The organism is Mycolicibacterium elephantis DSM 44368, from assembly GCF_004014805.1.
In the GTDB taxonomy this organism is placed as follows: domain Bacteria; phylum Actinomycetota; class Actinomycetes; order Mycobacteriales; family Mycobacteriaceae; genus Mycobacterium; species Mycobacterium elephantis.
This window is the reverse complement of the sequence record NZ_ATDN01000003.1, coordinates 70,303-85,135: the sequence shown is the minus strand read 5'-3', so window position 1 is coordinate 85,135 and position 14,833 is coordinate 70,303. Positions and strand designations below refer to the sequence as shown.

General features: G+C 69.3%; 7 protein-coding genes. All 7 read right to left on the bottom strand.

What is annotated here, in order from left to right; all coding sequences use genetic code 11:
* Positions 1–2 precede the first annotated feature (2 nt).
* From MELE44368_RS03805 to MELE44368_RS03775, 7 genes are read right to left on the bottom strand one after another with little or no spacing between them, the layout of a single operon-like run.
* Positions 3–911, bottom strand: coding sequence for an MBL fold metallo-hydrolase (locus MELE44368_RS03805; protein WP_128107267.1), 909 nt, complete (start codon positions 909–911; stop codon positions 3–5).
* 45 nt (positions 912–956) lie between these two features.
* Positions 957–4,166, bottom strand: coding sequence for an arabinosyltransferase domain-containing protein (locus MELE44368_RS03800; RefSeq protein ID WP_128107266.1), 3,210 nt, complete (start codon positions 4,164–4,166; stop codon positions 957–959).
* A complete protein-coding gene (locus tag MELE44368_RS03795) occupies positions 4,163–7,447 on the bottom strand; it encodes an arabinosyltransferase domain-containing protein (RefSeq protein ID WP_128107265.1) in 3,285 nt (1,094 codons plus the stop codon). The genes MELE44368_RS03800 and MELE44368_RS03795 overlap by 4 nt, the downstream gene beginning before the upstream one ends.
* Positions 7,448–7,471: 24 nt before the next feature.
* On the bottom strand, positions 7,472–10,687 hold the full coding sequence (locus MELE44368_RS03790; RefSeq protein ID WP_128107264.1) for an arabinosyltransferase domain-containing protein: 3,216 nt from the start codon (positions 10,685–10,687) through the stop codon (positions 7,472–7,474).
* Positions 10,684–12,567, bottom strand: coding sequence for a galactan 5-O-arabinofuranosyltransferase (locus MELE44368_RS03785; protein WP_128107263.1), 1,884 nt, complete (start codon positions 12,565–12,567; stop codon positions 10,684–10,686). The genes MELE44368_RS03790 and MELE44368_RS03785 overlap by 4 nt, the downstream gene beginning before the upstream one ends.
* Positions 12,567–13,349, bottom strand: a complete 783-nt coding sequence (locus MELE44368_RS03780; RefSeq protein ID WP_128107262.1) for a decaprenylphospho-beta-D-erythro-pentofuranosid-2-ulose 2-reductase — start codon at positions 13,347–13,349, stop codon at positions 12,567–12,569. The genes MELE44368_RS03785 and MELE44368_RS03780 overlap by 1 nt, the downstream gene beginning before the upstream one ends.
* Before the next feature lie 13 nt (positions 13,350–13,362).
* Positions 13,363–14,724 carry a decaprenylphosphoryl-beta-D-ribose oxidase gene (locus MELE44368_RS03775; RefSeq protein WP_128107261.1) on the bottom strand — a complete coding sequence of 454 codons (1,362 nt, stop codon included), beginning with the start codon at positions 14,722–14,724 and terminating at the stop codon, positions 13,363–13,365.
* Positions 14,725–14,833 lie beyond the last annotated feature (109 nt).

The window sequence follows — 14,833 nt, the reverse complement described above, 5'->3', positions numbered from 1 at the left end:
GCTCAGATCGGCGGCAGTTCGAGCCAGTCGTCGACCAGGAAGGCATCTCCGCGCGCGACGACCGTCGCACCGCCGTGCCCCGGATAGTGCGCGGGGATGACCGCAGCACGACGCCGTGACGCCTCGGTGAGGATCCGACGGCGCGTCACGGCGGCGGCCTCGAAGTCCTCGTCCCACCCGCAGGGATCCCCGGGCCGGGCGATCTGGATGGGGCAGTGGGTCAGGTCCCCGACGAACACCGCGGATCTACCGGCTTCAAGCCACACCACCGACGAGCCAGGGGTATGGCCCGGTGCCGGGCTCAGCCACAACGACTCGCCGAGTTGATGATCGTCAGACCACAGCTCGATCTGGTTCTCGACAGGAGAAACGCTGTCCGCGAACACCGTTCGGACGTGTCGCTGCGCCGACGCCTCGTCTTCGGTGCTCGGCGATGACGTCTGCACCGGTCCGTCCGGTGCGAAATGCCGATAGTCCGCCTCCGGTACCAGATATCGGGCGTTGGGGAAGGTCGGCACCCAGGTGTCACCGTCGCGCATGGTGTTCCAGCCGACATGGTCGAAGTGCAGATGGGTGTTGACGACGACGTCGACGTCGCCGGGGTCGAACCCGGCGGCCGAAAGCGTCCGAAGGAAGTCGGTTTGCAGGTTGTCGAGCACGGCCATCCGTGGTCGCGACTTGCCGTTGCCCGCGCCGGTGTCGACGAGCACGGTCAGCCCATCGACCTCGATTACCCACACCTGCAGGGCGATGCGCCATCCGGTGTCGGTCCAGAACGTCGGCGAGAACTCGTCGGCGTGTTCCTGCCAGGCCTCGGCGGGGGTGTGCGGGAACACCTCGGTGGGAAGATCGTCGACCTGCCACTCGATGACGCGGGTGAGCGTCGCGTTGCCGAGCCGTAGCTGATCCACGGCCTCAGGCTAGATGACCGCGAGCGTGCGCAACGTCGGCAGAACCTACGGCTTGATCCGGATGTGGCCAGGCGAGTACAGCCCGCTGTGTGTGGTGGTGCCCAGTTCGAGTTCGGCCGGTTCGGCCGTGCGTGCATCGGGCGTGGGCTCGAACTTGCGCAGCGAGCCCCAGTCGCGGCCCCAGTCCTTCGACAGGTACGTCGCCATCACGTGCGCGCGCAACAGCAGATCCGTCACGCCGAGCAGCCCGCCGTTGAGGCCGTCCTGCCAGGTGTCGGTGTCCTTGCGTTTGGCGTTGTAATCCGGCGTGATCCGGAACTTGGGGATGTCGGTGACGCCGTTGGCGTGCAGCATCGGCTGCTGACACGGGAACGCCAGCCCGACCGCCCAGTCCATCAGCACCGGCTGCTCGGAGCCGACGTACTCCTGGACCGACCGCAGCTCCGGCACCCGCGGCGGGGTCACGGCCACCCAGTCACCCGGCGTCAGCGAAACGTCCTCGGCCACAATGCGGACCGCGACCGCGTCGTCGGGGATGTCGGCGCGGGGGAATCGCAGATTGCGCCACGACGGGATGGGGCCGAGGTCGTAGGGCACCAGCCGGCCCGCCGGCACCGGGCTGCCGTCCGGGCCCGCGACCGCGTACTCGAGTTCGACGGTCTCGCCCTCGGTGCGCGCGTTGAACACGCTGTCGCCGGTGATGGTGCCCGCGGCGGTGACGACCACCAGCGGATGCGCGTCGTTCGGTGGCGGCAGCTCGTACCATGCCGACGTCAACCTGCTCTCCTGCTGCGGGCCGGTCACGTAACTGCCGGCCAGCGGCACCCTTGCCGGGTCGAGCTGATACGGCAGCGGCACCGTCGAGCCGTTGACGCCGGGAGTGTCGAGCTCGGTGGGGTGGTCCCAGTCGTAGTCGGTACCTGGCATCGGCAGGTTCACCCGGATCGCTTCCGCGACAATCTTTTCCGGCACTCCATCCGGGGTGAATCCCACCGGGTCGACGCCGCCCAGCGGGCCCAGCGGGCCGTAGTCGCCGGGCAGCGGGGTCAGGAACCCTTCGTTGGGATCGGGTTCGACCAGCACGTCGTCGGCCAGCCCGCAGCCGCCGACGAAGGCCCGCAGGTTCGCCCAGGCGTTGGAGTAGGTGGGGTACTGGCGGATCGCACCCACCAGCATCGAACCGACGAACACCACCACCATGAACCCGGCGGTGACCGGGATCGGCGCGGCGGTCAACGCCCGCGCGATGCGGCCCTCGCCGCGGTCGCGGGGCGCGAAGTGCAGCCACATCGCGTACAGCGCGGTGATCGCGAACAGCGCGAAGAAGATCGTGCTGATCGTGACCCCGCCGATCGCGGGCATGTCGTTGTTGAACGGCACCCCGAAACTCGACACGTACCACCAGCCGTTGGTGGTGGCGAAGCACAGCGCCAGCAGGAAGAACACCGCGGCCAGCACCGCCATCCGGTTGCGCGACCAGCGCAGCACCGCGGGCGACACCAGCACCGTCGCCAACGCCGCCATGGCCGCGCCCACCGCGGCGAACAACCCGAAGTGGTGCACCCACTTGGTCGGGGTGAACATCAGGAAGAAGATCGTGCCGAAGATGACGCCCATCAACCGCCAGGCCGGGCCCCGCGCCACACCGGGAATTCGCTTGCGGCGCATCATGATGAACATCGACACGAACAGCGACAGCGCGGTGATCAGGAACCCGAACCGCCGCGACAGCGACCCGTCGACCGTCGGCAGGATCAGGTAGTAGTACCGCAGGTTCTCGGTGTACCACTCCTGGTTCGGCCCGACGTCCGTGCGGATCCTGGTCGCCTCGAGCACGGTCGCGAGGGTCTGGTCGAAGAAGACGACCGTCAGGATGATGGTGCCCGCGGCCAGAATCGGCGCGACCAGCGGCCAGGTGCCGACGAGACGACGGCGCCGCACCAGGATTCGCAGGATCGGGCGGCCGCCCGCGAGCAGCGCGGCGACCGCGATCAGCCCGGTCGGCTGAATGCCGAGCGTGAACGCCGCGGTCAGCGTCGCCAACGCGGCGGGCGTCAATCGGCCCGAGATGATCGCGCGTTCGATCAGCACGTAGGTGATCAGCGCGCCGGTGGCGATCTGCCCCTCGGGACGCAGGCCGTTGTTGAACGGCATCCATGCCGCCAGCAGCACCAGGCCGGCCGCCCACAGCGCGGGCTTGCTGGCCGCCACCGTCGGGCCCAGCCGGGGCAGCACTTCCCGAGACAGCAAGAGCCAGCAGACGATTCCGCACACCAGGTCGGGCAGCCGGATCCAGATGCTGGCGTCGCTGACGCCGGTCATCATCGCCAGCAGGTTGTAGTACCAGCCGAACGGGTCCTCGGGGCTGCCGAACCAGCGGAAGTAGTTCGACATGTAGCCGGCGTGCCCGGCGACGCGGGCCATGCCGAGGATGTAGCCGTCGTCCGACGAGTTGGCCCCGATGACGTGCCACACCAGGAACCCGCCGACGACGGTGACATCGGTGGCGGTGAAGGTGCGCCACCGCTGCGGGATCAACCGGTGCATCCGCCGCCCGTCGAGGCGGTCCAGCCGCCACAACGCCAGCAGCGCGATCACGGTGGAGAGGATCGCCAGCACCATCGCGGCCAGCTTCAAAGGTGTTGGCTTCGAGGAGAACCGGGTGTCGATCGTGGCCGACACGGTCAACCCGGGCGGTGCCGGCCCGGTCAACTCGGTGAAGACGCCGACGATCTGGGGGCGCAGGTTCGGGTCGGCGAATCCGCTGCGCTGTTCGGACCCGTCGGCCTTGGTCAGCCCGACGAACGTCGCGAACGTGCCCGCTTCGGTCGAGGTGATCTCGATGCGCTGGCAGGCGTCCGACTCCGCTTGCGCGCGAGGCACACTGGCCACCACGACGTTGCGGTCGGTGATGTCGACCCGGTCCTCGGTCACGTCGACGAACAGCGACTGCAGCCTGGCCTGCTTACCGTCGGGCGGCGCGGTGCCGAACACCAGTCCGCCCGACGGCGGCATCGAACGGATCACCTCGCACGGCACCGTCGCGGTCATCGACACCGGGGTCAGCGAGATCAGCGGCGCCGTCACGTTGTTGACCTGACCGTGTTGGGGCCAGTTCAACGTCGCCGTGGTCTGCACCACCGGCAGCAGCGGCGTGGCGAGCGACAGCACGAAGCCGAGCAGGCCGGCGACGGTCGCCACCCAGCGGGCGATCTTGACGTCACGGCCGACGTCACGGGCCAGGGTCGCGGTCATGGCAGGGCCCTGATCGGTCCGTTGCGGCTCCATCCGAAGACGCGTTGCGTGCCCTGTTCGACGGCGGCATCGGGCGCCTCCGACGCGGGCACCACCCGGTCGTAACGTTCGATCGAACCCCAGTCGCGGTACCAGTCATCGCGCAGATACGACGGAATCGTCGAGGTGCGCAGCAACGCCTGGATGAACAGGAACGGGCCGCCGTCCTGCGCCGACTGCCACATGTTCGACGAGGACACCACCTGCTTGAAGTTGGGCAGGATGCGGTACTCGGGCAGTTCGGCGATCCCGAGGTGCTGCGAGAACGGGCGCTGGCACGGGAAGTTCGCGGCCGTCGCGATGTCCATCAGCACCGGGGTCTGCGAGCCCAGGAACTGCTGGGCGGTCTCGAGCACCGGGACCCGCGGCGGCGTGAACGCGAACCACTGATCCTCGGACAGGTTCGGATCGTCGGCGACGATCCGCGCGACATTGGCCTCCGGCGGCGCCCACGACAACGGGAATCGCAAGTTGCGCCAGGCCTTCTGGGGGAAGATGTCGATCGGCTGCACCTCGTTGAGCGCCTCGTAGCTGCCGTCGGGGCGGTGAATGCCCCACTGCAGCTTCAGCGACTGCCCGTAGTTGAACGAACCGTCCTCCTCGTAGTACCAGATGGCACCGGCCGCCGCGACGGTCACCAGCGGCCGATCGGAAGGTCGCTCACCGGCATTGAACGGCAGCTGGTACCACGCCGAGGTGACCTTGGCGGCGACATCGTTCTGGTCGTAGCTGCCCATCACCGGAGTGCGAGCGGGGTCGAGCCCGAACGGCAGGAACACCCGTGACCCGTTGATGCCCTCGGGGCCGTATCCGCCGCCGGTGCCCGCGGCGTAGCCGATGCCGACGTTGGGCTCGTTCGGCGAGCCGTCGGAGTTGACCAGCCCGGGGTTGGCGGTGACCGGTTCCGCGGGTTCGAGCGTGTCGCTGACGCCGTTGGGGTCGAATCCGACCGGATCCTCGCCGCCGAGTGGGCCGTAGCGACCGAACCGCTGACCCGGAACCGGCTCCAGCAGACCGGCATTGGTGTCGCGCTCCACCAGCACGTCGTCGGCCATCGCGCAGCTTGTCTCCGAAAGTCCGGACGTCAATGCCGCCAGGTTCGCCTTGGCGGTGGTGTAGACGGGATAGCGCTGCACGGCGCCCTTGGCCATCGAACCGACCTCGAGCACCACCATGATGACCGCCACCACCAGCAACGGCGTGGAGGCCAGCACCCGGTTGCGGCGGGTGTCGGCGACCTCGGTGTGCCCGGCGTAGTCGATGCGGAAGTGCAACCACGCCGACAGCAGGCCGGTCGCGATCGCCAGGACCAGGAAGATCATCAACACCGGGATACCGGCCAGCACCGGCTGCTTGTCGAACCACGGCACCCCGTAGTTGCCGACATAGAACCAGCCGTTGATACCCGATGTGGCCCAAGCCAATACGAACAGCAGCGCGGTGACGTACAGCGCCAGGTTGCGGCGGCTGTGCAGCCCGACCCGGGCGAACGCGAACGCGGTGACGGCCCCGAGCGCGCCCGCCAGGCCCGCGAACACCCCGAACTGCACCGCCCACTTCGTCGGCGTGAAGGTCAGCAGCAGCAGCCCGACCGCCGTCACCCCGATCAACCGCCACACCGGGCCCCGCGCCATCCCCGGCACCCGGCTGCGGCGCAGCAGCACCGCGAGCATGCCGAACAGACACAGCATCATCACCAGCACGGCGAAGCGGCGGGTCAGCGACGAGTCGACGCTGTCCTCGACGGTGAGGAAGTAGTAGCGCAGGAACTCCTGATACCACGCGATGGTCGGGCCGACCTTGTACTTGATGCGGGCCGCCTCCGCGACGGTGGCCAGCGTCTGATCCCGGAAGACCACGACGAAGATCAACGCGGCCGACGCCGCCAACGCGGCTAGCGGGGCCAGCAGGCCGTCCACCGGGCGCCGCGCCTGGATGGACCGGGCGATCGCGCGGGCACCGACGAGCAGCGGCGCCAGCGCGATCAGGCCCTGCGGGGCCAGCGTCACGCTGAACACCGCCACGACCACGGCCAGCGCCGCCGGCCACAGCCGCCGGGTGCCGATGGCGTTCTCGACCAGGACCCAGGCCGCGACCACGCCGAACGCGATGAGCGGTTCGGGCCGCAGCCCGTTGTTGAACGGCAGCCACGCGGCCAGGAACACCGCACCGGCCGTCCACACCGCCACCCGGTTGCCCGCCAACCCCGCGGTGCCGGGGCCCAGCCGCGGCAGCACGCAGCGGCTGATCAGCAGCCAGGTGCCCACCGCGGCGGCCGTCGCGGGCAGCCGCATCCACACCCCCGCCGTGCTGACCGCGGCCAGCTGTGCCAGCACCGACTGATACCAGTCGAACGGGGCCTCCGTGGCGCCGAAGTAGCGGAAGTAGTTCACGGTGTAGCCCGCCTCGTCCGCCACGCGCGCGATCGTCAGGTTGTAGCCGTCGTCGGAGGAGATCGCCCCGATCAGGTGCCAGAGCAGCAGCGTGCCGATCACGCCTACGTCGGCCACCCAATGCCAGAACCCGACCCGCCAGAACCGTCGCCATCCGCGGGGCACCCGACGACCGGAGCGGCGGTCCAGTACCGCCAGCGCCACGATCGACGCGAGCACGCAGAGCACGCCGAGCACCATCACGGCCAGCTTGAGGGTGGTCGGGGAGCTGATAAAGCGGGTGTCGACGTCGATGCGTGCCGACAACCCTTCCTGTGCCGTCACCTCCAGCTCGGTGAACACCCCGGCGACCTGCGGCTTCTTGTCGGCGGCGAGCGTGCCGGCGGCGCCGGGGATGCCGACGAAGTCGGCGCCGACCTGGCCGGGGTCGGCCCAGACGTGCAAGGTGTCGCACGCCCCGGACTCCACCGCGGGCCGAGGGGCGACCGCGGCGACCGAGTCACGCACCGCGACGACGACGACGTCGGCGGTGGCCCGGACGAACAGCCCGTTGCGGCTGGCGTCGATGCCTGCGGGCGGCACGGTGGAGATGACCAGCCCGCCGTCGTCGGGCAGGGTCGCGACGGCCTGGCAGGGGACCGAGATGTCGAGCGCGAGCGGCGCACCCGACACCAACGGGGCGGTGATGTCGGTGACGAGTCCGTCGGGGCCCGAGGCTTGCGGCCACAGGATGGTGGCGGTGGTCTGATTCACCGGCAGCAGCGGCGCCACCCCGCACAGCAACACTCCCGCGATGCCCGCGACGGCCGCGATCAGGCGCGCGAGACGGTGGGCGGGGTCGCTGGGCACGAGGGTCGATGGTAGGCGACGAAACTAATGACGCAGCGGCGCCGGGCTCCACAGCCCGCTACGCGTCGCCGAGCCGAGGTCGATGCGTGCCGGCTCCGCGTCCGGATAGTAGGGGGTCAGCTTCTGCAGGGCGCCCCAGTCGCGCAACCAGTCGTCGGACATGTACGACGGCACCGTGGTGGCGCGCACCAGCAGCTCGGTGATGCCGAGCGGGCCGCCGCCGAGGTTGTCCATCACCGGCGAGTTGGCCTCGGCGCCGAACCGGTCGGGCATGATCCGCCACTTCGGCACCTCGATGACGCCGTATTGGTGGTCGAACGGCCGCTGGCAGGGGAACGCCATGCCCACCAGCCAGTCCAGCAGCACCGGGTCGGTGGACCCGACGACGTCCTGCAGGGTGCGCAGTTCGGCGATGCGCGGCGGGGTGATCGCGATCCAGTGCTCGGGGTTGAGGTCGTCGTCGGTGGCGACCAGCCGCACCCGGGTGGCGTCGTCGGGAATGGCATCCAGCGGCACCCGCAGGTTGCGCCAGGCCGGGGAGGCGCCGACGTCGCCCATCGCGACGCTGCCCGCCGCCTCGTCGCTGTCGGCCTGGTCGTCGGTGCCCCACTGCACGACGACCTCGCCCGGATCGAAGCGCCCGGCCGCCGACACCACCAGCAGGGGACCGGCCTGGTCCCGGGACGGCAGCCGGTACCACGCCGAGCGCAGCGACGCCGGCTGTTGCGTGCCGCTGCGCCAGCTGCCCATCACCGGGGTGGTGGCCGGGTCCAGCTCGAACGGCAGCCGCGCGCGTGACCCGTTGATTCCCGCCGCGGCGGTGGTGCCGCCTTCGGTGCCGGACTCGGAGCCGGCGTCGTCGCTCTCGGGGCTGTCGGCGAAGTTGGTCGCGGTGCCAGGACCGCCCATCACCTCGTCGGCGGACAGGTCAGACGGAATTCCGTTGGGGCCGAAGCCCTCCGAGGTGCCCGCGCCGAGCGCGTCGGCGATCGTGCTGTCGACCGGCGCCAGCATGCCTGCGTTGGCGTCCTGCTCGACGAGCACGTCTTCGGCCATACCGCACGTCTTGCCGGTCAGCGCCTCGAGGTTGGACCGGCCCACGCTCCACGCCGGATACTGGCCGATCATCGCCAGCGTCAGCGACAGCACCTCGAACGCCACCAGCGCCCAGGTGGCGATCGCCAACGGCGCCTGCACGATTCGCTGCCAGCCGCGCGGTTCGCCGGGCGGCGCCTGGTCACGGCCGGAGAAGTGGAACCAGGCCGCCACCAACAGCGCGATCACCGAGAACCCGAGCAGGATGGTGGTGAAGCCGAACTTCCACTCCGGGAACGCATTCGACCACGGCACACCGAAATTGGAGACATACCACCAGCCGTTGACCGTGGCGAACGACAGCGCCGTGACGAACAGCACGGCCGCGGTGAACACCGACCGGTTGCGCCGCGAGCGCATCGCCGCGGCGCCGACGGCGACGGCGGCCAGTGCGCCCAGCGATCCGGCCAGCCCGGCGAACACCCCGAAGTGGTGGGTCCACTTGGTCGGGGTGAACATCAACGCCAGGAACGAGATGATCGTGATGCCCACGATGCGCCGGCTCGGGCCGAGCGCGGTGCCGGGAATCCTGAACTTACGCAACGCCATCGCCACCGAGATGGCCAGCGCCAGCAGCAGTGTCAGTACCGCGAACCGGCGGGCCACCGAACCGTCGGGGCTGCTGGTGAACAGCCGTGAGTAGCGGATGTGTTCGTCGAACCAGGACAGGCTGGGCCCCACAGCCGACTTGAACGTGCTGGCCTGCAACTCGCCGATCAGCGTCTGGTCGCGGAAGATCAAGATGATCGTCACCGTGGCCGCGGCCAGGATCGGCGCCAGCAGCGCCAGGTAGCCGAACCGCGAGGTGTGGGCCGCCACGATCGTCTTCAGCGGCCCCACGGCGACCAGCAGTGCGCCGACCGCGGCGATGCCCGTCGGCCCGGAGAACAGCGTCAGCGCGCCGATGATGATCGCGACCGCCACCGGCAGCAGCCGGCTGGTGGCCACCCCGCGTTCCACCGAGCACCAGGTGAGCAGGATGCCGAGCGCGATGATCGGCTCGGGGCGCAGCCCGTTGTTCAGGGGCAGCCAGAACGCCAGGAACAGGCCCGCGGCCGTCCACGCCGCGGCGCCGCTGGTCTTGACGGCGTTGCCGAGGCGCGGGATCACCTCGCGGCTGATCAGCCACCAGCAGACCAGTGCCATCACCAGGGTGGGCAGCCGCATCCACACGCTGTGGGTGCTGACGTGTGACCACAGCGCCAGCAGGTCGTAGTACCAGCCGAACGGGGCCTCGGGGGTGCCGAACCAGCGGTAGTAGTTGGCCATGTAGCCGGCGTGCTCCGACACCCTGGCCATGGTGAGGATGTAGCCGTCGTCGGCGGTGTTGGCGCCGACGAAGTGCCACCACACCAGCACCGCGGTGACCACCCCGTCCAGCGGCCGGAACGACCACCAGCGCGGCGGCAGGAAGCGCTTGACCTTGCGGCCGTCGGCGGTGTCGAGCACGTGCAGGGCGCCGAGCGCGATGATCGTCATCGCGACGCCGAGGATCATCACCAGCAGCTTCAGCAGCGTCGGTGAACTGCTGTAGCGCGAGTCGACGGTGGCCGAGAACTCCAGGCCGGGCGGCGCGGGCCCGGAAAGGTCGGTGAAGACGCCGACGATCTGCGGGCGGAAGTCGTAGCCGCCGCGTTCCCCGCTCAGCGGCGCGCCGGGGTCGTCGCTGTCGGGTCCCTTGACCAAGCCCACGAACTCGCCGGTGACCTTGTCGGCGTGCGCGGTGAAGACCAGGCGTTCGCACTGCGGGCTGAGCACCTGGGCCATGGGCGCGCTGACCACCGGGGTGTTGCGCACGATGACGAGCAGGTCGCTGTTGACCCGCTCGATGAGCAGGCCGCGGTCGACGGCCTTGGGCGCCTGCTTGGGCACCGTCGACAACAACACCGTGCGGCCCTCGTTGTCCGGACCGGCCAGCCCGGCGGCCGCGCGGCACGGCACGGTGATCGTCAGATCGGTCGCCACGTACCCGATCAGCGGCGCGTTGACGCTCTGCAGCACGCCGTCCTGGGGCCAGTTCAGCTCCGCGGTGGTCTGCTTGACCGGCAGCAGCGGGGTCGCGATCGCCAGCGCCGCGCCGAGCAGACCGGCGACGACGGCGATCAGCCGCGCGGTCCGATGGTTCGCCCCGACTTGGCCAGTCACGGGGCTTGATCGTAATTGGGCAGGCGGATGGCCAGCACGAACGGTCCGATCTCAGCGACGTCGAAGCGCGGATCGTCGAACAGGGCCTCGTCGAGGGCGACGTGGTAGCGGCGCACGTTGGGCTGGTTGGGGTAGACGTCGGAGGCCAGCCGCAGCGTGTAGGTGTCGTCGGCGCCGCGGCGCATCAGGAACACCGTCGGCGGCTTCCACGGCAGCCGGTCGAGCGACTCGATGAACTCGTCGGCGTCGGTGAGCATGGCCCAGCCCTCGATCGCCTCGGCGCGCTTCTCGAACTGTGCGAGGGGGTTGGCGTAGTGCGACGTCAGCCCCTGGAACCCGTAGTAGGGGTAGTACGACAGGAAGCTGTAGTCGGCGGTCATCACCACGGTCTCGTCGCGCGGCAGGCCGGTCACTTCGCGGATCTTCGCGTCGATCTCGCGGTAGTAGCGCTCCGAGCCCGGCGGCCGCCGGTCGGCACGTTGTCCGTAGCCGTCGGTGTCGGTGTAGGCCACGGCGATGTCGGGGCGCAGCACATCGGGGATGTCCTGGCTGTAGGTCACCGCGCCGATGGCGCCGATGGTGGCGGCCGCGGCGACGACGCGCTTGGTGTTCTCGGGTTTCGCCCGGGCCGCCGCGGCGCGGGCGACCTCCAGGAAGCCGAACGCGCCCGCGGCGGCCAGCAGCACGGTCAGCGTCGGGTTGAGCCGGAACGACAGCAGCGTGGTGCCGGCCAGGGTGGTCAGCATCGATAGCAGCGACCAGGCGTAGACGGCCAGCACGGCGATCGCCAGCGCGCCGGCGCGGGTGGACGACCGGGCCCGCCACACCAGCCACAGCGTGCCCAGCATGCACAGCGCGCCCAGCAGCGTGAAGTGCAGCATCGGGAACTCGAGCTCCGCGCCCACCGACGGCAGATAGTGCTGGGCGGTGCCCGAATCGGCGGGCTCACCCTTGATCGCGGCGGCCAGCCACGGGCCCCAGCCGATCAGCGCGATGGCGCCGGAGAGCGCGCCGATGGCGACCAGCCGCAGCAGCGGTTCGACGCGGCGACGCGCGACCGCCAGGACGAAAGCCATGATCGCCAACGTGAACGCGGCGAACACGAACAGCAGGGTGTAGAACAGCGCGGTGACGCCGAGGAAGATGCCGACGCCGATCACCGCGGCCCAGCCACCTCCCCTGGTCGCGCCCCGCAGCCCCGACCAGGCCAGCACGAACACCGGCGGCAGCAGCGCGGTGATCATGGCGGCGTACGGTTCGGCCGGTGCGTAGGCGAGCGTCGCCGCGGCGGTGGCCGTCGCGACGATCAGCGCGTACTCGAAGCGAATCATCGCGGCCCACAACACGAACGCGGCGGTGATCGCGACGGTGATGGAGATGATCGCCCACGGTTTGAACATCTCCCAGCCGGGGATGCCGGTCAGGTCGGCGAGCCGCCCACCGATCCAGAACCAGCCCGGCGGATAGAACGGCGGCAGACCGTAGTAGGTCATGTCGTGCAACGCGGCGGTGTCGGTGAACCGGGTCAGGTACTCGGTGCGGAACTGCTGGTCGACCGAGATGCCGTGCAGGTAAAGCTTGGTGGCGCCCAGCGGCATCGCCAGCGTGACGACCGAGAACGCCGACAGAAACCCCGTCGCACCGATCCACGCCAGCCACCGCCTGCCGCGCCGCCACACCCAGCCCGACGCGAACAGCCCTGCCAGACAACCGACTTGGCCGACGGTGGTCAGCGCATGCAGCTGATTCGACGAGTTGTACGCCGGCCAGTCGACCCGCGATATCGCGATCAGCGAGACCACCGCGATGACGATCGCCACGGCCGCGGCGCCCGCCAGCTGACCGATGACCTTCATCGGCGTGGCCAGTGCGCCGCGCATCAGATGGGGAGCTTGCGGAAGATGGGGCGGGGGATGTGCCGCAACACCATCATCACGTACCTGAACACCCCCGGTGCCCATACCAGTTCCTTGCCCTTGGCTGATGCGGTGACCGCCAGTTCGGCGACGTCTTCCTTGTCGACGGTGAACGGTGCTTCCTTGGTGCCGGTGGCCTTCCAGTGCTCGATGGTGGTGCGGGTGCGCACCTGGCCGGGCCGGATGACCAACACCTGAACACCGTACTCGCGCAACGCCTCGCCGAGCCCGAGGTAGAACCCGTCGAGGCCGGCCTTGGTGGAGCCGTACACGAAGTTGGACCGGCGCACCCGCTCTCCGGCCGCCGAGCTCATCGCGATGATGCGGCCGAAGCCCTGCGCGCGCATCTTCTCGCCGATCAGCACGCCCACCGAAACCGCTGCGGTGTAGTTGATTCCGGCGATCTGCACGGCCTTGCGCTGGTTCTGCCACAGCTCCTCGGCGTCGCCGAGCAGACCGAACGCCACGATCGCGACGTCGACATCACCGCCGCGCCACGCCGCGTCGATCACCCTGGGGTGGCTTTCGGTGTCGAGGGCGTCGAAATCGAGCACCTCGACAGACTTGGCGCCTGCGGCCTCGAGCTGTGCGACGGCGGCCTCCAGGCGCGGGTGGCCGGGCAGTTCGGCCAGGATGATGCGTGCCGGCGCATCGCGCAGATAGCGCTCGCAGATGGCCAGCCCGATCTCGGACGTGCCGCCGAGCAGCAGGATGGTCTGGGGGTTGCCCACCGCGTCAATGACCATGAGTGCGCACCATTTACAGCAGCTCCAAACGTCGGGCCATGTCGGATGCGAACACACCTTCGGGATCGACCTTGCGGCGCACGGAGATCCACTCGTCGATTCGCGGGTACATGGCGTGAAAAGTCTCGGCGGTGGTGCGGGAATCCTTGGCGGTGTAGAGCCGGCCGCCGAACTCCAGCACCCGCCGGTCGAGGCTGTTCAGGAACTCGCCCAGTCCCGGTTTGACCGGGAAGTCCACGCAGACGTTCCAGCCGGGGATCGGGAAGCTCAGCGGCGCTTGGTTTCCCGGCCCGAACAGCTTGAACACGTTGAGGAAAGAATAGTGCCCGGAGCGCTGGATATCGACGATGATCCGCTTGAACTCGTCGACCGCCTGGGTGGGCACCACGAACTGGTACTGGGTGAAGCCCGCGCGCCCGTAGGCGCGGTTCCATTCGCCGAGCATGTCCAGCGGGTGATAGAACTGCGTGAGGTTCTGGATCTTGCCGCGGTAGGTACCCGACTTGCGGTACCACAGCTCCCCGATCGGCCCGAACGTGTACTTGTTGGCCAGGCCGTTGGGAAAGATGTCGGGAAACGTAAGTAGTTGCGGCGCATCGAATTTCAGCGGATTGCGCTGCAGCTTGGCCGGTAGCTGGTCCAGCCGGGCCAGCGAGCCGCGGGAGATCGCCGCCCTGCCCAGCTTCGGCGGCGGGCTGATCGCGTCGAACCACGCGCTGGAGTAGGTGTAGTTGTCCTCGCTGCCGTCGCTGTGGAATTCGATCGTCTCGTCCAGGCTTGCGGTGACGTCGCCGTCGGCGATGAAATACGCGGTCTCCGTCGGCGTCATCTCGATCGTGGCGCGCAGGATGATGCCGGTCAAACCGTTTCCGCCGACGGTCGCCCAGAACAGTTCGCTGTCGGGCCCGTCGGGCGTCAGCGATCGGATCTCACCGTCGGCGGTCAGCAGGTCGATTGAGCGGACGTGGTTGCCGAAACTGCCCGCGCTGTGATGGTTCTTGCCGTGGATGTCACAGGCGATCGCCCCGCCGACGGTGACCTGCCTGGTGCCCGGAAGCACCGGCACCCACAGCCCGAACGGCAACGCCGCCTTCATCAGCGTGTCCAAGCTCACGCCCGCGTCGACGTCGACCATGCGGGTTTCGGCGACGATGGAGTGGATCCGGTTCAGCGCGGTCATGTCGATCACCAGGCCGCCGCCGTTCTGGGCGTTGTCGCCGTAGGAGCGGCCAAGCCCCCGGGCGATGACACCGCGCTGGCCCGTCGTCGCCACCGCTTGCGCGATGACCTCGACATCCGGCGTCGACAACACCTGGGCCACCGACGGGGCGGTGCGGCCCCACCCGGTCAGGCGCTGCGTGGTGGTCTCGAACATCGTGACGAGGGTACCGTGCGGCCCGCCCGTCCCTGTTCAGCCGAAAAGCCCACCACTTCGCATTGGTGCCGGCGCCGAGACTGCGCACAGATCGCGAAATCACGCGAAA